The following is a 20,359-nucleotide window of genomic DNA, read 5'->3' as shown; positions in this document are numbered from 1 at the left end:
AAATTCATTTTTCGTTATTTTACTTTAGTTTAGGCAATACCTGCTCGAATTAAGATAGCATCGCCCCGATATAGCCCCTGGGATGCATACTCAACCTGCAATGCCTGCTTCAGCAAGGCTGTTGTTGCCGCGTCATGCTCCCAGTTCTTCATTAAGCGTTTCAGGTCTTTAACATGCCTGCGCTTGAACAGGCTGTCAAAAATGCGCGGCAAGCGGTATGACCGCATGCCATCCAGGTCTATCAGCACCGGTGACAGGTCAACAATCTTGATATTGGTCGCCTTGCAATCCCCATGCGAGAATTTAAGCAGGTATAGCCTGTAAAACAAGGTGGCAAGATTACGCGCAACCGCTTCCCTGTCGTCCGGCGATGAAGATTGTGCAAAGAACTGCAGCGCATCCGGCGCATCCAGATATTCGCTCACATAGTAAGCCCGGCGGCGCAACAACCCCAGCCGTTCTTCCATCAACGCCAGTGGTTCGGGCGTAGCAATTCTGGAAATGAGCAGCCTGTGCGCATTTGCCCATGATGCGGCGGCACGGCTGGGGCGAAATGCCCGGTTCAATCCATGCCAGAAATCTTTAATGTTATAGCGCTTGACCACGACCTGCCGGTCAGCGATCAAGGTGCGGGCGATAGTGCAGGTATTGCCGTTTTTAAGATTGGCCTTTTGATCGGCAAGTGCAGCATCCAGCAAGCCAAGCGAAGCCGGAGCCAGGCCAAAACCCCGGGCAACCGCCAGAAAATAATCAAAGCGCCGCGTTACCTGCACATCGGTACAGGTCCTGAATACTTTTTTGTCAGCATAGGCGCTGGCCATCCGGCTACGGATCCGCTGCGTCAGCGAGCGCAATGCCGCCAGGTCAGCCGGTTTGCAGTCAGCGTTCAACTGCCGGCAGTAACAGGTATAAAGCTCCGGGATCCATTGGTCATCCAGCACATCCATCTTGGAAAAAAGCGTTGCCAGGTTACGCAGCCTCTGGCGCTGCTGAAACAGTACGCGTAAGCGGCGGATACCGTCACCATCCAGCGTATAAACGACCTCGCCCTGCACCAGGAAATTCTTGAAATAGAGATCGGTCTGGATGAGCCCGGCCTGATGGTGCCGCGCCAGTGTCTGCACCAGCCTCTGCGCCAGCGTGAAACGCGCCCTGGCATCATAACCGGACCAGGCCTGCTCTGCGTTACTGGCCTGCCCGATTGCCAGAAAAACCAGAACCCGCGCCTGCGCATCCGGCACGCCTCCCTGAAACAATAACGGCGGTGTCTCGATGCCGGCCGCCGCCAGGCGCTGCACCCCAGCCAGGTCACGACCCGCATAGTAGGCATGGTTTTTACCCGTAAACAGCTTGGCATAAACATCCTGCCCTTGCCAGCGGGCCCGGTAGACATAGCGCCTGCCGGGCACTGCACGTACCAGGGCCAGCTCTGTCAGGTCAGAGCCATCGTCAAGCCCCAGCCGCTCAAGCGCTGCGCCAAACGCGGGTTTGTGTTGAGAATGCGGATCAGGTTCTGTTGTCATCGATGGTTCAAATAGCACGGTCATTGATAGGTTATTTTGCCTTTGGCAGCACTTTGAGCGATTTCGGGTCATTCGGATTGCCAACCAGCAGCGGCAATGCTTCAAACCTGGGGTTGATCAAGCTCTTATGCGGCTCATAATCGGTAAACTGCAGCCCTGCCAGATCAGCCCAGGTATGGATGAAATGCGAGGTGCTATAAGGGCGTTCCAGCACATCATTACTGATTTCAGGCATTTTTGCACGCCAGTCCGGCGTCATCCACAGCAAGAACGGAACAGCATACATAGGCAGGGTCGGGCTTGACTCGTTACGCCCAAGCACACTGTATCCGGGCGCCTCGTAGACATCTTCCCCGTGATCGGAAAAATATACCAGGAAGCCATGCTGCCGGCTTGCCTTGTACGTCTTGATGATATTCGAGACCACAAAGTCATTATACAAAACAGCATTATCGTATGCGTTGATCACCTCAACCTTGTTTTTATCCAGCCCCGGAGCCAGGTTCGCATTGTCCTTGAAATGGATGTACTCATCCGGATACCGGTATTTATATTTCATATGCGTACCGAGCAGATGCAACACAATCAGCTTGCGCGGCGCCGGATCCTGCAACGCCTCGGCAAACGGCGCCAGCACATCACCATCATACTGGCGCGAGTTCTGCAGGCGTGTATGGTTCAGGTACACCTGCTTATCGGTGTATTTGGAAAACGTCGTCAGCATGGTGTTGCGCTTGGTCATCGTCTGCTGGTTGGTGATCCAGAAAGATTTATAACCGGCCTGCCTCATCATGTTCATGATGGATGGCTTGGTCAGGTATAAATCCGGATGCTGCTGGTCGGCAAAAGTAAGCACCTGCTGCAGCGCTTCTATCGTATATGGCCTGGGACCGACCACCTGCTTGAACACCAGCAGCTCATCTTTCATGGCATCAAGCTGCGGCGTAGTTTTACGCGGATAGCCATACAGGCTCATATGCTGGCGATTGGTAGACTCGCCGATCACCAATACCAAAGTAGCGGGCAGGCCTGCGTTCTTATCCTGCAGATTCTGCAACGGCGGGATCTGCGCATTGCCCCGCAGCAACGCTTCCATACTCGCAAGCTGTTCTCGATACTGCACATAACCGATCACCAATTGCCACGGCACGGCAGGCTCAAACCTTAACTGCAGTTTTTCAACCACCTGGTCTGCATGGTCGTGGTCAATGAACTTGTATTTCAGAAACGGGTAAACAAGCAGACCAGCCAGGATCAGCCCGCTCAGCAGCCACGCTTTTTCAGGCGGCATCACGAATGGCTTCACATTGCGCCACAACAGCCATGCAACCAGCGTATGTGCCAGGAATACCGGGATCATCCACCAGACAAAATACTGGGCGATAAACTCCCGGCTTTCTGCCGGATTGGATTCAAAAATCGTAAAAATGACGCTTTGGGAGAACTCCTGGCCATAGATGCAGAAATAGGCAATACTCACCAGCGACGTAAGCCAGAGCAGCACGCCGACTGCCGCAACGATAGTCCTGGAAAAGCGCGGCAGCAGAAATACCGGCACGAACCACAAAACACTCATGACAATCGCCTGCCGCAGGCCGACAAAGACCGTGTTATCGGTGACATACAGAATCAGCTGCGGCAGAACCGAGAAATATGCAAAGAACAGATACAGGCTGAAAATAGCTTTCCAGCCTGCGCTGGAAGCCGGGTTAGAAAATGACTGCTTGACGGTAGACATTGCTTTGCTTTTCCACTTCTTGAGTTTTCCTGTTATTTGCGCTGCGAGCGCTTGATCAGCCTGCGGCAAAACCATTTGCCCAGCGTGCCCAGCCGCTTGATGCGGCAGTACTGCATGAACAGGTAAAGGCGATCCGTGCGCTTCCAATGTGCGGCATGGCGGTTAAGTGCCGCAAGGTCATAATAGGCGCGATACCAGAAAAACGGGCTGAAACGCGCTTTTTCCAGGTCAATCAGCGCTATCTGGGCATGGTTTCCGGCATCTTTCACAAAAATGTGTTTAGGGTACAGCGCCCGATGGGCTAAACCAAGCGCATGAAAGTTACGGATCGATGATGCAATCACCTTGAACAGCTGCTGCTTCTGCCTGTGCGTAAAGGCTTTCTGTGCGAGCAAAGGCTCAGCAAGGCTTTCCAGAGACTGGTAACCGTCCAGTTCCTCAGTCACCAGAATCGCACAGGCTTTGCCATCCACAAGCTGCTCAGCGTAAAAAACCACTTGCGGCGCGGCGATTCCCTTGCGCTGCAAATACTGCAAGCGCTTATATTCGCGCCTGAAAGTGGGTTCGCCAGCCAGCGGATGCAGCAATGTCGGCCGGCCATGATTCTGCTGCTTTTTCACGAACAGGCTTAAAGAGCCGCCGCCCGGCAACTCCAGCTGCAAACGCCCGACGCCGCTCCAGCCGCCGCGGCTTTCATTCGGCGCTTCAAACCACTCTATCGGATGCCTCCATACCTGCTCAAAAGTATGCTACCCGCGCGTTCTCAAAGCTTGTGCATGTTTTTCAGAGATATAAGTAAGCAAATCCCACTCCATCATTGTCATTTTTATCATCAGCATTTTATCAGGCTTTAATTATTTAATTTGCACAATCATAAATTCACAAACTTCATCATCAACTACAGGCCGTTACGATATAAAATGCCGGACATAACTTATGCTGAAACTCTTATCTAAAATCCTGTCCCGCCTGCCGCTGCCCACAATCCACCGCATAGGAAAAATGCTGGGATGGCTGCTGCACCGGCTTACGCCATCCACCGTCCGCATACAGCGCGCGAACCTCCGCCAGAGCGGCTTATGCAGAAACGAAGCTGAATTTGAACAGGTGATTAAAGAAAACACCCAGGAATCAGGCAAGGCTATCCTGGAAACACTCGCAATCTGGGCATGGTCGGAGCAGGAAGCGGTAGGCAAAGTGCAATCCGCCACCAACTGGCATCTGATTGATGAAGCGCTTGCCCGCGGCAAGGGGCTGATCTTTCTGACACCGCACCTGGGCTGCTTCGAGATCACTTCCATTTACTACGGGCACTTCCACCCGATCACGGTATTGTTCCGCCCGCCAAAGAAATCCTGGATCGCACCGCTCATTGACAGCGGCCGCAGCAAAGGCAATGTCAAGCTTGCGCCGGCAAACACCGCAGGCGTGCGCCTGCTCATGCAGGCGCTTAAAAACAATGAAGCCATCGGCATCCTGCCCGACCAGAAGCCTGCTGCGGGGGAGGGAGAGTGGGCGCCATTTTTCGGCAAGCCGGCCTACACCATGTCGCTGGCCAGTAAACTCGCTGAAAAAACAGGGGCCACCGTCATCATGGCATTCGGCGAAAGGCTCGCACACGGCAAGGGCTTCCGCATACACTGCTCCAAACTGGAAGATCATGCGATTGCAACGCCCGACCTGCTGAACCAGGCCATTGAACAGCAGATCAGGCAATGTCCGTCACAGTACTACTGGGGCTACCACCGCTATAAAGTCAGCCGCAAGGCGAAACCGCCCCCCTCTGCTACCGGATAAGTGACTTTTCTTTCGCCAGCCGATCCTGGAACTTTGCGCTATTGAATTTGGCATAAAGCTTTTGCGCACGGGTTTCAACCTGCTGCCAGAAGCTTGCATCCTGCTTCCGGTAGTGCCGCTTGAAGCGCAAATAATCACGCGTCGTCAGGCCGATATCCATACTTGAAAAATACAATGCGGCAATATCCTTGACATTGGCGCTGAACGAAGGCGCGGCATGTATCAGCACACGGTGCAGGTCTATCAGGTAAAGCCTGACGGCAGGCAGTGCGGTATTATCAAGACAAAAGTGGCAGATGTAGAAATCACGGTGGTTTACGCCATTCTCATGCAGTTGCTTTGCGATTGCGGCAACCTGCATGATCAGCCGGCGTTTGAATCCGGCATCAGGCGTCGTTACTTTCCAGCCTGCGCACAAATCTTCCAGTGAAGTAATATCCCCCAGATCCCGCGTCAGCACAAATGACTGCAGGTGTGCGGGGTTGCTGCCCCGCTGCCCGTACGCGACCAGCGGCGTGGTGGCAATGCCCAGCTTATCCAGTTTCTCTATGGCCTGCACTTCGGTCAAGGCGCCCAGGATCGGCTTCTTGAAAGACAGCAGGTTTTTAAAAATCTCTCCCCAGCCCACGCCGAAATGCTGCTTCAGGAAATAACTGTTACCAGCCAGCTGCACCTGTATGGTCTTGCGGCCTTTAACGTCGCGAAACGCCTTGCCCTGCAACTGCATCAGCGCATCGAACGTATCACCGCCGCCAAGCGATTGTTTGATCCCATCGGGCACAGCTAGCGTTTTTTCGCACATCATGATTACTGTTTTCTTTGTGCCAGGTTAATCAGGATATTGGCTTCGGCACTGCCATCGTTGGCCTGCATCACTGCCTGCACATACTGCAGGCCATTAGCCGACCACTGCGCCTTCTGCCCAGACTGCCTCATGGTCAGGAACTGCTCGTTGAACCGGTGCTGGTCAAACGGCAATTCGCTCACGATACCCGCATCGGCATCCGCCACATGGTGCGCATAACCGCAGCTCGCGGTCACCAGGACAGGCGCGCCGCAAGCCATCGCTTCCAGAATCACCAGGCCGGTATTTTCGCGGTAAGCGGGGTGCACGCAAACATCGGCACCTTGCATGAGCTGCGGAATGTCCGGCCGCCCTTTTGAAATGACCACGTTCTTTTCCAGGCCTAATTTTTTAGCCATCCGGCTGAAATTCTTTGGATTGTCCTGCCCTACTGCTACCAGCCTTGTATTTGCCCTCAGGTTCTCCGGCAGTGCCGCCACAGCCAGAATGGCGCGATCCAGCCCCTTCATTGAGAACCCGGAACCGGTCAGCAAAAAGACAAAATCATTTTCGGCAAAGCCAAAGGCATGACGCAGATGCGTGCGCATCGCCTGCTTATCATGCAGCACAAAACGCTCAGGTGACAAAAACGGCGGAATGTAATGGAAACGCTCGCTTTGGGTGCCGTACCATTTCTGGAAATGCGCTTTCTCGGTCAGGGAAACAGCCAGTATCTCGGTTTTACTGTCATGTGAAAAAATAGCTTTTTCACAGGCCGCAAACCACTTGGATCTTGGTAACAAGCGATACAGAAAACTGCGTTGATTGTGTGCACGCTCGATAAAACACGGGTCTGCTGCAAAGTGCGCATCCAGTCCTGCCATACGGTTATAACCGAATACGTAATCGAAATGCCCGCCGTTTATCTGTGCAAACACGGTATCAATGAATTTCCGGTAACGCCAGTAATTGAACAGGCCGGTTTGCGGCAAAACATGCACCTTGATGCCCGGCGCAGAATCACCATCCCAAGACATGGTAAATATCTCTACCTGATGGCCGCGCTTAAGCAGCTCATTTGCCGTGCGCAGCATATCGCGCTGCATGCCGCCATAAGGGAAATACTTGAAGATAATGAATGCGAATTTCAATCTGGATGCTAACTAGCCAAAAAAAACTAATTGTATGCGAAAATGCAGCCTATGCTGCAAATATTGCTTGTTAAAACATCGTCCATGGGTGACGTCATCCATAACCTTCCTGTGATTGCCGACGTTCTCGCCCACTATCCGGAGGCGCAGTTTGACTGGATGGTAGAAGAAAGTTTTTCCGAAATCCCCAGGCTGCACCCCACGGTGCGAAACATCATTCCTGTCGCTGTCAGGCGCTGGCGAAAATCCATATTCAGCAGCAATACCTGGCACGAGATAGGCGACTTGAGAACCCGCCTGAAGCATACGCATTATGATGCGATCATCGACACACAGGGTTTGCTGAAAAGTGCAGCCATGGCACACTTTGCTCAGGGCGAGATCCACGGCATGGATTGCCGTTCTGCCCGCGAACCTGCCGCCAGTTTATTCTACCGCCATCGATACCCGGTCGCCCGCAACCAGCATGCAGTGCAGCGCAACCGCGCACTTGCGGCATCCGCCTTGCATTATCCGGTGCCGCAGACGCTCCCCGATTACGGCTTAGGCAACTCAATCCGCCTGCAAAACACGCCAGGGCTGCCCGGCCATTACGCTGTATTCCTGCACGGCACAAGCCGTGACGCAAAACTGTGGCCGGTTTCACATTGGGTCGCGCTGGCAGAAAAGCTCCAGCCATTCAATCTGCAGGTTCTGTTACCATGGTCAAACCCCGGTGAAGAAAAACGTGCAAGAGAAATTGCAGCACAATGCAGCAATACACTGGTGTTGCCCAGACTGGAATTAACGGCAATTGCCGGGATTTTAGCCGGGGCAACGCTGAATATCGGCGTAGACACCGGCTTGATGCACTTGTCTACCGCACTCAACAAACCCAGCATCGCTATTTACACCGACACCAACCCGGAGTTTACCGGCGTATTCCCGGGCATAGAGAATCAGGCGGTTAACATCGGCTGCAAAGCACAGGTTCCTGCTGCCAATGACGTATTTCAGCTGGCAATGCGCTTTATACAGAAAGATGATTAAAGATAACCCATGAAAAAATCCACATTTTTAGTCATTGGCGGCGCGGGATACATTGGATCGCATCTGGTAAAAGCGTTGATTGCGCAACAGCAACAGGTGGTCATCGTTGACAATTTATCGGCCGGCTCCGCATCTGCTGTCTTGGGCGGCGAGTTGATCGTTCACGATTTTGACGACCGTGATTTTTTAGATAAGCTATTCAGCGAAACTGAATTCGACGGTGTTTTTCACTTCGCATCACAAATTGTCGTCAGCGAATCCGTCAAAGACCCCGGCAAATACTACCGTGCGAACACCGCAGCAACCCTCACGCTGCTGGAGGCCATGCGTGACCACAAAGTGGGGCCTTTAGTGTTTTCATCAACCGCAGCCGTTTACGGTGAACCTTTACACACCCCCATCAATGAGCAGCACCCGACAAATCCGCTTAACCCGTATGGCCGCAGCAAGCTGATGGTTGAACAGATGCTCGCGGATTTTGATCGTGCTTACGGCCAGAAATATATCGCACTGCGCTATTTCAATGCTGCCGGCGCTGACCCGCAGGCCCGTATCGGCGAAAATCACGAACCGGAGACACACCTGATTCCGCTGGCACTGCAGGCAATTTCCGGCAAGCGCCCGCCACTGCAATTGTTCGGGCGGGATTACGACACGCCGGATGGCACCTGCATCCGTGATTACATCCATGTTGATGACCTGGCAAGTGCTCACATACTGGCGATTAATCACCTGATCAACAACGGCAAATCCGGCATTTACAACCTGGGCAGCAACCATGGTTACAGTGTCAGCGAGGTCATCCATACCGCCGAAAAAGTCACAGGCCAGGAAGTGCCGCTGACCTATGCCCCAAGGCGGCAAGGCGACCCTGCCAGCCTCGTTGCCGATGCCTCGCTGGCTAAAAAGGTGCTGGGATGGCAGCCCGAATACACCAGCCTGGACCAGATCATCCAACATGCCTGGGCATGGGAACAAACCCGCACTTAAGCACTGTACAAAGCGCCGCTTTTAAACTTTTTCAATGGCTGCTATTGAAAAATGGCAGTTTCACCCTCACTTACCGATCATCTCGAATTTAAATTACCTAAGTACCAGAAAAATCAAAGGATAGTTATGCAGCAAGATCAAGAAAATCAGCAAGCAGAACAGGCAACACAGGATACAGCTCCCGAACAGGAAACAACCGTAACACCGGAAGCAAGAATCGCCGAATTGGAAGCGGCGCTGGAAGAATCCAAAGCCAATGTTCTTTACATCAAGGCCGAAGGCGAGAATATCCGCCGCCGTGCGATGGACGATATCGACAAAGCGCGTAAGTTTGCGCTGGAAAAATTCTCCAACGAGCTGCTTGCGGTTAAAGACAGCCTGGATGCCGCGCTGCTGATTGAAGCAGCCGACGTAAAGAGCTACAAGGACGGCGTTGAACTCACTGCCAAACAGCTCACAACCGTGTTTGATAAATTCAACATTGCCGAAATCAACCCTGTCGGCGAAAAGTTCGACCCGCACAAACACCAGGCGATTTCAATGCTGGAAAACAGCGGCGAGCCGAATACCGTGATTAACGTACTGCAAAAAGGCTACACGCTGAATGAGCGTGTGCTGCGTCCGGCATTGGTGATGGTGGCTAAATAAATTTTAGCCACAGATTCACACTGATAAACACAGATTAAACCTCTTGAACTATTAAAAACTAACTCCATATAGCAATCATGGAAATAAAACAATCGTCACATTTAGTACGGTTAAAACACAATTATTAAAAAAACCATCTGTGTTCATCCGTGTTCATCTGTGGCCAATCAAATTTTAAAAGGAAATAAAACATGGGAAAAATTATTGGGATTGACTTAGGTACAACAAACTCTTGCGTTGCCGTGATGGAAGGCGGCAAGCCACGCGTGATCGAGAACGCTGAAGGCGCACGCACTACGCCTTCTATCATCGCCTATCAGGAAGATGGCGAGATCTTGTCCGGCGCACCGGCAAAACGCCAGGCGGTGACCAACCCGAAAAACACGCTTTACGCGGTTAAACGTCTGATCGGCCGCCGTTTTGAAGAAAAAGAAGTGCAGAAAGACATCAACCTGATGCCTTACACCATTGCCAAAGCTGACAACGGTGACGCATGGGTGGAAGTGCGCGGCCAGAAAATGGCACCGCCGCAAATCTCTGCTGAAGTGCTGCGCAAAATGAAAAAAACCGCAGAAGATTACCTGGGCGAAGAAGTGACAGAAGCTGTGATTACAGTACCTGCCTACTTTAACGACAGCCAGCGCCAGGCCACCAAAGACGCAGGCCGTATCGCCGGTCTGGAAGTGAAACGTATCATCAACGAACCTACAGCCGCTGCGCTGGCTTTCGGCCTGGACAAGCAGGAAGGCGACCGCAAGATTGCCGTATATGACCTGGGCGGCGGTACATTCGACGTTTCCATCATCGAGATTTCAAGCATCGACGGCGAACACCAGTTCGAAGTGCTTTCAACCAATGGCGACACTTTCCTGGGTGGTGAAGACTTCGACAACCGTTTGATCGACTTTCTGGCTGATGAATTCAAGAAAGAGAACGGCCTGGACCTGCGTAACGACCTGCTGGCAAAACAACGCCTGAAAGAAGCCGCAGAAAAAGCGAAGATCGAATTGTCAGGCGCCCAGCAAACCGAAGTTAACCTGCCTTACATTACGGCAGATGCAACCGGTCCTAAACACCTGGTAGTGAAAATCACCCGTGCCAAACTGGAATCACTGGTTGACGACCTGATCGAACGCACGATTGCGCCTTGCCGCACAGCTTTGGCAGACGCGAAGCTTTCAGCATCCGACATCACAGACGTGATTCTGGTTGGCGGCCAAAGCCGTATGCCGAAAGTACAGGAAAAAGTAAAAGACATCTTCGGCAAAGAACCACGTAAAGACGTAAACCCTGATGAAGCAGTGGCGGTTGGCGCTGCAATCCAGGGCGGCGTATTGCAGGGCGACGTGAAAGACGTATTGCTGCTGGACGTAACGCCATTGTCATTGGGTATTGAGACACTGGGCGGCGTGATGACCAAGCTGATCAAGAAAAACACCACGATCCCGACCAAGGCATCACAAGTGTTCTCAACCGCTGAAGACAACCAGAATGCAGTGACGATTCAAGTGCTGCAGGGCGAGCGTGAAATGGCTTCTGCCAACAAGTCACTCGGCCAGTTCAACCTGAGCGACATTCCGCCTGCGCCGCGCGGCATGCCGCAGATCGAAGTGACGTTTGACATTGATGCCAACGGTATCCTGCATGTGTCTGCCAAAGACAAGGCCACCGGCAAAGAAAACAAGATCACCATCAAAGCCAACTCTGGTCTCTCTGAAGAAGAGATCAAAAAGATGGAAGAAGACGCGATCAAATATGCCGATGAAGACCGCAAACTGCGTGAACTGGTGGATGCGCGCAACGCTGCCGACGGCATGGTGCACTCAGTGAGAAAATCTCTGACAGAGCACGGTGACAAGCTGGACGCTGCCGAGAAAGAAGCGATTGAAACTGCAATCAAAGACGTTGAAGAAGCGCTGAAATCTGATGACAAAGCAACGATTGAAGCAAAAACAGAAGCCCTGACCACAGCCTCACAAAAACTGGGCGAGAAAGTTTACGCTGCGCAACAAGCAGAAGCGAACACCGAAAGCGCGCAGCCACAAGGCGAGAAAACCGTGGATGGCGATGTAGTGGATGCGGAGTTCGAGGAAGTGAAGAAAGACTAGGAAATCATGGTTAAGTGGCTGCGCAAGCGAATCGCAGCGTTGCGCAGTGCTCGAAATCCTCATGTACTCAATGTACATTCCGGTTTCTGTGCGCCGCGCGCCTTGCGCTTCATCTTGCTCGCTCACTTACCCACTGACTTCCGGCGCTTGATGTTACAAATCTAAATTATGAAAGTGAGTAATGAGCACAAAGTCACTGCTTAAACAGTGAGTGCTCAAACATCATTATGGCATCATCTAAACGAGATTATTACGAAGTTCTGGGCGTTGGCAGAGACGCCTCGGAAGAAGAAATTAAAAAGGCTTATCGCAAGCTTGCGATGAAGCATCACCCTGACCGCAACCCGGACAACCCGAAAGCTGAAGAACAGTTCAAAGAGGCGAAAGAAGCTTATGAGATGCTGTCAGACAGCCAGAAACGCGCTGCCTACGATCAATACGGCCATGCCGGCGTAGACCCAAGCATGGGTGGCGGTGCTGGCGGCTTTGGCGGCGGCAACTTCAGCGATGCATTCGGCGATATTTTCGGCGATATTTTCGGCGGCGGCGCACGCGGTCAGCGCAGCAATGTGTACCGTGGCGCGGATTTGCGCTACAACATGGAAATCTCGCTGGAAGACGCAGCCAAAGGCACTGAAACCAAGATCCGCATCCCGGTACAGGCCAAGTGCGACCCTTGCGGCGGTAGCGGTGCAAAATCAGGCAAGTCGCCTGTTACCTGTACCACTTGCGGCGGCCACGGCCAGGTGCGCATGCAGCAGGGATTCTTCTCCGTGCAGCAGACTTGCCCGAAATGCCACGGCACCGGCAAGATCATTAAAGATGAAGATAAATGCCCTGATTGCCACGGCGCTGGCCGCACCAAGCAGAACAAGACGCTGTCAGTCAAGATTCCGGCAGGTGTGGATGAAGGCGATAGAATCAGGCTCAGCGGCGAAGGTGAGGCCGGTGTGAACGGCGGCCCAACCGGCGACCTGTACGTTGTCGTGCATTTAAAACCTCATCCGATATTCCAGCGTGACGGCGGCAACCTGCACTGCGAAATGCCGATCAGCTTCAGCACAGCGGCACTAGGCGGCGAAATCGAAGTACCGACACTGGACGGTTCTGCCAAAATGAAAATACCGGCCGAAACCCAGACCGGTGCGGTGTTCAGGCTGCGCAGCAAAGGCATCAAACCGCTACGCTCCAGCGAGCATGGCGACCTGATGGTGCATGTAGCGGTGGAAACCCCGGTAAAACTCACTACCCGCCAAAAAGAACTGCTACGCGAGTTTGAAGAAAGCACGCAGGCAGATGCCGGCAAACACAGTCCTAAAAACAAAAGCTGGGTAGATAAAGCCAAAGATTTCTTTGGCTAAAACGCCCAAGCTAATAAAAAAGCCCGCCATGCGGGCTTTTTTATTAGCTCAAGGGCTTTAAACATGTTGCCCGCATCCATAAAATAGGCCTGATACAGGGAGCCTGTAAGGTTGTTGTAAGCAATTTTCTATATAAAGTAGTTCCGAGAGATCGAACACTGAAGAAATAGAAAATGCCTATTGATATTCCTGTATACCATCCACGCCCAGACACCACCAGATTACCATTAAGCAAGCTGGCAGCAGCTTTTGCCGGCAGCTGCCTGGCCTTTTTCTCAGCTTTTTCCATCGCGGCATCTTGCGCTGACGAAACGCCGCCGTCATTACTGACTGAAAAAGTGGCGTTAAACCGCCTGCTGCAATGCAACCTTGATATTGTAGACAGCAAGCGCAGCATTACGGCAAACGAAGCCAACCTGACCATTGCCGGCCAGACGCAGAACCCGAACCTGACCATAGGTATTGGCAGCATCAGCCCCAAGCTGGGCATTGGTTCAGGCGCTTATTTCGATAAAACGATTGATAACTCGATACGCTACGAACAGCTGATTGAGCGCGGCGGCAAGCGTGACCTGCGTAAACAAACGGCGCAAAGCCAGATCGCTGCAGCCAATGAAGATGTGCTGGATGTGGAACGCCAGCAGAGCATCGTGCTGCTGAAGGCCATGGTTGACCTGGCAGCGGTGGACGAACGCATCAACCTGCTGTCACAGGTGGTTGCCTTGTATGAAGAAACCCTGCAGGCCAACAGCATCCGTAGCGCAAAAGGCGACCTGCCGCCAATCGACATACAAAGGCAGAAGATTGATGCCAATCGCGCTCGCATTGACTTGCGCCAGGCTCAGACCGAGCAGAAATCGGCACAGATTGCTCTTGCCAAGCTATTGGCCTGGGAAACGAAAGCAGACGCGCTCAAAGTGGATGCCGCAATTTTAGAGGTTGCACCACTGAATGCCGGCGATTTTGATTTATCTAACCGTGCTGACATTAAAGCCGCAAAACTGCGTGTGGAAAGCGCAGCCAGCCAGCTAAGCCTGGCAGAGGCGCTACGTAAATCAGACATCACGGCAGGTGTACAGTACGACCACTGGCCTACCAGCAACAGCAATACCAATGGTACCGGCGATACCATCAGCTTTACTATCGGGCTACCGTTAACGGTCAACCACAGCTATGAAGGCGAGATCGCACGCGCCAGCAGCGACCATGAGGCCGCCATGGAAGCGCTTGCTCACACAGAGGCTAACGCCAGGTCTGAATGGGATCGTCTCAATGCCGATGTCTCCAGCGCCGAGACCAGCCTGGATCTGCTGCAAAAGGAACAGCTGCCGCGCGCTGAAGAAGTGGCGGGCACCGTAGAACAAGGCTATAAAAAAGGCGCGCTCAGCCTGCTTGAGTTACTGGACGCAAGGCGCATGCTGCGCCAGACGCGGTTAGACACCCTGAATGCACGCGCCAGCCTTGCACGCGCAGTGCTGGCCCGCAACCAATCCATTTCCTTTAATACCGCCAATTAACACTTTAACCCAATTAACACTTTAACCTAAGTGAACATGATGACTTCCAACCTATCCGCAAAACACCCTATCACGCACGGCTTGATCGCAATCGCCTTGGCATCGGCATTAAGTGCCTGTGACAAAGCACCGGCAACAGAGCCTGCACCTGCCGACACTCCGGTCATTTCAGAAAACTCCGTACAGTTTGCCCAGAACTCGCTGTTAAAACAGCGTTTGATTACGGCAGCTGTCGTTTCATCCAAAGAGAATGCGTTGAGCCTGCCGGCGCGGCTGGCCTGGGATGAAGACCACACTGCACGCATTACCTCGCCAGTCGCCGGGCACCTGACAGATGTCATGGCACAGGTTGGCGCCCAGGTTAAAACCAACCAGGCGCTGGCTCACCTGAGCTCGCCAGACCTGGGTGCGGCACAGGCAGACGTCGAACGTGCAAAGTCAGACCTGATACAGGCCGAACGCAACCTTGCCCGCAATAAAGATCTGGCATCCGCCGGCATCATTGCCGGAAAAGACCTGGAACAGGCGCAATCTGATTTAAGCCGCATCAAGGCAGAAGCCATGCGCGCAGAAATCAGGCTTAAATCCCTGGGTGCCAGCGTCAATGTCGACCAGCGTTTCACGATCAAGAGCCCGATTAACGGCATCGTGGTGGCACGTAACACCAACCCGGGCATGGAGTGGCGCCCGGATACCGCAAACCAGCCATTATTCATCGTAAGCGACCCCGGTTACCTGTGGTGCTGGATTGATGCGCCGGAGCAGGCAATCGGCTCCTTGCGCCAAGGCATGAAAGTAAAGCTGCATTCCAGCGCGTGGCCAAATGAAGTGTTTGAAGGTGAAATCGATTTCATTGAAGACGCACTTGACCCGGCAAGCCACACCTTGAAAGCACGCGCGAAAGTGCGTAATACGGCCTTGAAGTTAAAAGCAGAAATGTATGTCACGGCAGAATTCGACGATACCGCAAAAGAAACGATGGACATACCGGTAAAAGCCGTATTCCTTAAAGACGCTTCAAAAATGGTGTTCGTTAAAACTGCCGACGGCATATTCACCCGCAAAGAGATTACACCGGTTGCGTCCGGCGATGCGTGGGTATCGATCGCGGAAGGCCTCAACAAAGGTGACCAGGTTGTCGTGGATGGCGCACTCTATCTCGAAAAAATTATAGAAGAAAACCGTACGCCACAAGCTGCGCAGCAGGCACCCAAAACCGGGCAGAAAAATGTAGCCAGCCATGACGGCGCAGCAGCGAATTAAGGGTGCGCACCATGATTAACCGTATTGTTAGATTCGCATTAACCCAGCCGGTGTTTGTCGTGCTGGGACTGGTACTTTTTGTGCTTGGCGGCGTGATTGCTTTCATCAACCTGCCGATTGAGGCATTCCCTGACGTTTCCGACACACAAGTCAACATTGTTGCCCAGTATCCGGGGCGCGCGGCTGAAGAAGTGGAAAAACAGGTCACGATCCCGATTGAGGTTGCCATGTCCGGCATGCCAAATATGGTGCGCATGTTCACACATACGCAGTTCGGGCTGTCATACATGATGATTACCTTCAACGACAAGCCAAGCGATAAAGAAGCGCGCCAGCAGGTGTTTGAGCGCCTGCGCGGCATCGACCTGCCGGATGGCGTCGAGCCTGATGTAGCGCCGCTTGCAACTTCAATCGGCGAGATATACCGCTATCGCGTGCAGGGTGACCACCTCAACTCACGCCAGCTGCGTGAAATTGAAGAATGGGTGGTTGAAAAAGCACTCAAGAAAGTACCGGGGGTTGCCAACGTCGTATCCATGGGCGGCGCACTCAAGCAGTATGAAGTCAACCCGGACCTGGCAAAGATGCGTGATGCCAAAATAACGCTGGCACAGCTATTCTCCGCGCTCACCCGCGCCAATGCCAACGCCGGTGGCGGCGCAATTTCACAGGGTCGCCAACAGTTCCTGGTGCGCTCGCTGGGTACATTCACAACCTCAGCCGACATAGACCGCGTCGTTGTCGGTGATAACGGCAAAGGCGTGCCGATACTGGTGCGTGACATCGCTGAGGTTAAAGAAGCCAGTGCCCCGGTTCAAGGCCTGGTTGGCCAGGATGACTCCGATGACATCGTAAACGGCCTGGTGCTGATGCGCAAAGGTGAAAACCCTTCCGAACTGCTTAAAGGCATCAAGCAGACCATCAGCGAGCTGAATGACCACGGCCTGCCGCCAGGCGTGCAGTTAAGGCCTTATTACGACCGCTCCTGGCTGATCGATAAAACCCTGCATACCGTGTTCGGCAACCTGATTGAAGGCGCGCTGCTGGTGACGTTCGTGCTGCTTTTATTCCTGGGCAACCTGCGGGCTGCGCTGATCGTGGCCTGCATCATACCACTGGCGGTATTATCGACATTCATCGGGCTCACCTTCCTGCATCTGCCGGCAAACCTGCTGTCACTGGGCGCAATGGACTTCGGCATCATTGTCGATGGCGCGGTGATCGTGGTCGAGAACGTATTCCTGCGGCTGGGCAACATGAGTGATGAAGCACAGCATAATTTCAGCGAACGCAGGAAAGTGATCTATAAAGCGGTCACTGAAGTCGGCCGCCCTACCCTGTTCTCAATGCTGGTGATCATTGCAGCGCATATTCCCATCTTCACGCTGCAGCGTGCAGAAGGCCGCATATTCTCGCCCATGGCATTTTCGGTAACTTCGGCGCTGGTGGGCTCTTTGATGCTGTCGCTGACACTGGTGCCGCTGCTTTGCCTGTGGCTGCTGCGCGACCGTATTCCTCACCACGACAATCGCCTGCTCACCTGGTTCAAGCATCTTTACGAACCTGCGTTCAAATGGGCTGTGGCACGCCCCAAAAAAGTACTGGGTATCGCACTCATCCTGTTAGTGGCCGCGCTGGGGCTGGGTACGAAAGTCGGGACTGAATTCCTGCCGGAACTGGATGAAGGCACGATCTGGGTGAACGTGACGCTGCCGCCATCGATATCGCAATCGGAAGCGCTGCTGGCGGCACATCGCATCCGGGCTGCGCTGCATAGCGTACCGGAAGTGAAAAGCGTGATTTCAAAAGTCGGCAGGCCGGATGACGGATCCGACCCGAAGATATTCAATGGCGGGGAGTTCTTTGTAGAGCTGGCACCGGAAGAAACCTGGCGCAAAGACCACAAAAAAGCCCAGATCATTGATGAAATGGACAAGGCGGTTTCTAACTTGCCTGGCGTTGATGCAACATTTTCACAACCTATCCGCGATAACGTGCTGGAAAGCATTTCCCAGATCGATGGCCAGATCGTGATCAAGGTACACGGAGATGACCTGTCCGTATTGCGAAATACAGCCAGGTCTATCGTGAATCAGATCCATAATGTTCAGGGTGTTTCACGTGCTTATATAGACCGTGACGGCGACCTGCCGCAACAGATCATTGATATTGACCGCGATGCCGCGGCGCGCTACGGCATCAATATTGCCGATATTCAGGATGCAATCGAAACGGCACTGGCAGGCAAGGCAACCACTGAGCTATGGGAGGGCGAGCGCCACTTCTCGGTAGTCGTGCGCCTGGCACAGGAGCAGCGCTCACTCAGCAAACTGGATGACCTGCTGATTGCCGCCCCGAATGGCGCGCAGATTCCACTGCATGAACTTGCACACTTCAAACAGACCATGGGGGCGATGAACATCGCGCGTGAAAACGGCCAGCGCGTGGTTTCAATCGGCATCTTCATCCAGGACCGGGACATGGGCAGCGTAGTAGCCGACATGCAGAAAAAAGTGAATGCCAACGTCAGCGTTCCCAACGGTGCGTATGTCACATGGTCAGGCGAATTTGAGAACCAGCAGCGCGCCATGGCCAGGCTTTCTGTCGTTGTTCCATTGTCAATCCTGCTGATCTTTGTGCTGCTGTTCGATGCCTTCGGCTCGTTCAAGAACGCGCTGCTGATTGTTGCCAATATTCCTTTTGCGTTGATTGGCGGCATTGTTGCGCTGTTCATCACCGGCATTCCGTTATCGGTGTCGGCCGCGATTGGCTTCATCGCCCTGTTCGGGCAGGCGGTGCTTAACGGGGTGGTGATGGTATCGGTATTCGACCAGCTGATTGCCGAAGGCAAAACACCTGAAGAAGCCGTGCATGAAGGCTCGATGTCACGCCTGCGTACGGTATTGATGACTGGCCTGCTGGCCATGTTCGGCCTGTTGCCGATGGCGCTGTCACACAACATCGGTGCAGAAACACAAAGGCCGCTGGCCGTAGTCGTGATTGGCGGGCTGATCAGCGCGACCCTGCTCACGCTGCTGGTACTGCCATCCGTTTACCTTTGGGTGGTCAGGAAATACGGCAGCCCGGCCAATGCTGAACAAGAGAAGGCCATCGTTCTTGATTAATTAAAACGCCTGTTCGCAGCCCGTGTGCATGGTCGCGCACGGGCTTTCAACTGCTTAACAACTTCTGGATATGCAGCAGTTCATCCCTGGCATCGGCAAAATCCTCATAAGCCCTGCCTGCGCTGCGTGCATACCAGTAACGGCTATTCCACGCATCACCTTCGACTTTATGCAGTACCGCATGCAGCCAGTTGGCAGTGGCATCGCCATAGTCCTGTGCAATATTGTGCGCCCCATCCCAATCGCCGGACAAGGCCAGTTCCACAGCTTTCAGCAATTCAGGCTTGTTCATATCGGCACGCTAAAGAAATCGAGTTTTTTATGACGGGGCAGCCGTTTTAACTGCGCCTCAGCGACACTGGCGGCAGAGCGGTCTGCATATAGTTTCGAGGCCAGAATTTTTACGGGCGGGTTGGCGCGCGTATAACGCGCACCCTTGCCGGAGAGATGGGCGGCATAACGCTGTTCAAGGTTATTGGTGATACCTGCATAGAAAGTGCCGTTTCTGCACTCCAGCAGGTATAGAACCCAATCCATATCCACCATTATTCCATTTTCGTCATGCCCGCGCAGGCGGGAATGAGGTTGATTAATAAGTTCCCGCCTGAATGAACTCTACCTTGTATCCATCCGGGTCTTCAATAAAAGCGATCACGGTGGTGCCGTGCATCATCGGGCCAGCCTCGCGGATCACCTTGCCGCCTGTATTGCGCACAGCGTCACAGGCCTTGTATGCATCATCCACTTCAATGGCGATGTGCCCGTAGGCCTTGCCCATCTCATAGCTTTCGACACCGTAGTTATAGGTCAGCTCCAGCACGGTATGGTCGCTTTCATCGCCATAGCCGACAAAAGCCAGCGTAAACTTGCCATCCGGATAATCGTGCTGGCGCAGCACTTTCATGCCCAGCACTTCGGTATAAAACTTGATCGAACGCTCCAGGTTTCCGACACGGAGCATAGTATGTAACATGCGCATTTTGATTTTCCTTAAATTTGATTTATTGGCCGGCAGTCAGGCGGTAATACTTTTCCATCAGCTGGTCTTTGCTTTCAACGACTTCCGGGTTGAACGGGATGCAATCGATCGGGCACACCTGCTGGCACTGCGGCTTATCGTAATGGCCTACGCATTCGGTGCATTTATCAGGGTCGATTTCATAAATCTCCTCGCCCTGATAGATCGCCTCGTTCGGACAGGCCGGCTCGCAGACGTCGCAATTGATACATTCGTCGGTAATCATCAAAGCCATATTAACAATCCATTCCTCGGGCACATTGCTGCGTTGCGCAGTACTCGCAAGCATCCAGTACAAGCGCGTGCT

General features: G+C 53.2%; 17 protein-coding genes and 1 pseudogene. 9 read left to right on the top strand and 9 right to left on the bottom strand.

Annotated elements, in window-relative coordinates; genetic code table 11:
- Nucleotides 1-29 precede the first annotated feature (29 nt).
- From GQ51_RS11510 to GQ51_RS11500, 3 genes and pseudogenes are all read right to left on the bottom strand, one after another.
- Nucleotides 30-1,523, bottom strand: a complete 1,494-nt coding sequence (locus GQ51_RS11510) for a lipopolysaccharide kinase InaA family protein (protein ID WP_160280013.1) — start codon at nucleotides 1,521-1,523, stop codon at nucleotides 30-32.
- 31 nt (nucleotides 1,524-1,554) lie between these two features.
- Nucleotides 1,555-3,261 carry a phosphoethanolamine transferase CptA gene (gene cptA, locus GQ51_RS11505; RefSeq protein ID WP_047553147.1) on the bottom strand — a complete coding sequence of 569 codons (1,707 nt, stop codon included), beginning with the start codon at nucleotides 3,259-3,261 and terminating at the stop codon, nucleotides 1,555-1,557.
- Between the two features lie 32 nt (nucleotides 3,262-3,293).
- A pseudogene (locus GQ51_RS11500) lies at nucleotides 3,294-3,989 on the bottom strand (lipopolysaccharide kinase InaA family protein); the annotation flags it as partial.
- 208 nt (nucleotides 3,990-4,197) lie between these two features.
- On the opposite strand from GQ51_RS11500, the gene GQ51_RS11495 reads away from it, so the two are divergent.
- Nucleotides 4,198-5,058 carry a lysophospholipid acyltransferase family protein gene (locus tag GQ51_RS11495; RefSeq protein WP_047553144.1) on the top strand — a complete coding sequence of 287 codons (861 nt, stop codon included), beginning with the start codon at nucleotides 4,198-4,200 and terminating at the stop codon, nucleotides 5,056-5,058.
- Here GQ51_RS11495 and rfaP read toward each other — a convergent pair.
- Both rfaP and GQ51_RS11485 read right to left on the bottom strand, forming a co-directional pair.
- Complete coding sequence (gene rfaP / locus GQ51_RS11490) at nucleotides 5,048-5,863, bottom strand: lipopolysaccharide core heptose(I) kinase RfaP (RefSeq protein ID WP_047553142.1); 816 nt, start codon at nucleotides 5,861-5,863, stop codon at nucleotides 5,048-5,050. The two genes, GQ51_RS11495 and rfaP, sit on opposite strands and share 11 nt — an antisense overlap.
- Before the next feature lie 2 nt (nucleotides 5,864-5,865).
- Nucleotides 5,866-6,993: a glycosyltransferase family 4 protein gene (locus tag GQ51_RS11485; protein ID WP_047553137.1), complete on the bottom strand. Its 1,128-nt coding sequence runs from the start codon at nucleotides 6,991-6,993 to the stop codon at nucleotides 5,866-5,868.
- Nucleotides 6,994-7,044: 51 nt separating this feature from the next.
- Between GQ51_RS11485 and waaC the strand changes: the two genes are divergently transcribed.
- The 8 genes from waaC (at nucleotide 7,045) to GQ51_RS11445 (ending at nucleotide 19,034) form a co-directional block, all read left to right on the top strand.
- Nucleotides 7,045-8,022, top strand: coding sequence for a lipopolysaccharide heptosyltransferase I (waaC, locus tag GQ51_RS11480; RefSeq protein ID WP_052177889.1), 978 nt, complete (start codon nucleotides 7,045-7,047; stop codon nucleotides 8,020-8,022).
- A 9-nt stretch (nucleotides 8,023-8,031) separates the two neighbouring features.
- Nucleotides 8,032-9,012: a UDP-glucose 4-epimerase GalE gene (gene galE / locus GQ51_RS11475; protein WP_047553134.1), complete on the top strand. Its 981-nt coding sequence runs from the start codon at nucleotides 8,032-8,034 to the stop codon at nucleotides 9,010-9,012.
- A 51-nt stretch (nucleotides 9,013-9,063) separates the two neighbouring features.
- Nucleotides 9,064-9,660 carry a nucleotide exchange factor GrpE gene (grpE, locus tag GQ51_RS11470; RefSeq protein WP_081987146.1) on the top strand — a complete coding sequence of 199 codons (597 nt, stop codon included), beginning with the start codon at nucleotides 9,064-9,066 and terminating at the stop codon, nucleotides 9,658-9,660.
- A 191-nt stretch (nucleotides 9,661-9,851) separates the two neighbouring features.
- Complete coding sequence (dnaK, locus tag GQ51_RS11465; protein WP_047553129.1) at nucleotides 9,852-11,768, top strand: molecular chaperone DnaK; 1,917 nt, start codon at nucleotides 9,852-9,854, stop codon at nucleotides 11,766-11,768.
- Between the two features lie 227 nt (nucleotides 11,769-11,995).
- Entirely contained in the window at nucleotides 11,996-13,129 is a 1,134-nt protein-coding gene (gene dnaJ, locus GQ51_RS11460; protein ID WP_047553126.1) for a molecular chaperone DnaJ, read from the top strand.
- 173 nt (nucleotides 13,130-13,302) lie between these two features.
- The gene (locus tag GQ51_RS11455; protein WP_047553124.1) at nucleotides 13,303-14,646 is read left to right on the top strand and encodes a TolC family protein; all 1,344 of its coding nucleotides are present in this window, start codon (nucleotides 13,303-13,305) and stop codon (nucleotides 14,644-14,646) included.
- A 39-nt stretch (nucleotides 14,647-14,685) separates the two neighbouring features.
- Complete coding sequence (locus GQ51_RS11450) at nucleotides 14,686-15,909, top strand: efflux RND transporter periplasmic adaptor subunit (protein WP_160280012.1); 1,224 nt, start codon at nucleotides 14,686-14,688, stop codon at nucleotides 15,907-15,909.
- A gap of 11 nt (nucleotides 15,910-15,920) precedes the next feature.
- Nucleotides 15,921-19,034 (top strand): efflux RND transporter permease subunit, encoded by a 3,114-nt coding sequence (locus tag GQ51_RS11445; protein ID WP_047553120.1) that lies wholly within the window; start codon nucleotides 15,921-15,923, stop codon nucleotides 19,032-19,034.
- Nucleotides 19,035-19,080: 46 nt separating this feature from the next.
- On the opposite strand, the gene GQ51_RS11440 is transcribed toward GQ51_RS11445, so the two are convergent.
- From GQ51_RS11440 to GQ51_RS11425, 4 genes are read right to left on the bottom strand one after another with little or no spacing between them, the layout of a single operon-like run.
- Nucleotides 19,081-19,326 (bottom strand): hypothetical protein, encoded by a 246-nt coding sequence (locus GQ51_RS11440; protein WP_047553117.1) that lies wholly within the window; start codon nucleotides 19,324-19,326, stop codon nucleotides 19,081-19,083.
- Nucleotides 19,323-19,571 carry a GIY-YIG nuclease family protein gene (locus GQ51_RS11435; RefSeq protein ID WP_088178161.1) on the bottom strand — a complete coding sequence of 83 codons (249 nt, stop codon included), beginning with the start codon at nucleotides 19,569-19,571 and terminating at the stop codon, nucleotides 19,323-19,325. The genes GQ51_RS11440 and GQ51_RS11435 overlap by 4 nt, the downstream gene beginning before the upstream one ends.
- A gap of 52 nt (nucleotides 19,572-19,623) precedes the next feature.
- Nucleotides 19,624-20,013 (bottom strand): lactoylglutathione lyase, encoded by a 390-nt coding sequence (gene gloA / locus GQ51_RS11430; protein WP_047553111.1) that lies wholly within the window; start codon nucleotides 20,011-20,013, stop codon nucleotides 19,624-19,626.
- 22 nt (nucleotides 20,014-20,035) lie between these two features.
- Complete coding sequence (locus GQ51_RS11425) at nucleotides 20,036-20,287, bottom strand: YfhL family 4Fe-4S dicluster ferredoxin (RefSeq protein WP_047554207.1); 252 nt, start codon at nucleotides 20,285-20,287, stop codon at nucleotides 20,036-20,038.
- Nucleotides 20,288-20,359: the final 72 nt, after the last annotated feature.

Origin of the sequence: Methylotenera sp. G11 (genome assembly GCF_000799735.1) — a bacterium.
In the GTDB taxonomy this organism is placed as follows: Bacteria; Pseudomonadota; Gammaproteobacteria; order Burkholderiales; family Methylophilaceae; genus Methylotenera.
The sequence above is the reverse complement of the archived record's forward strand: the minus strand, read 5'-3'. Positions and strand labels throughout refer to the sequence as shown.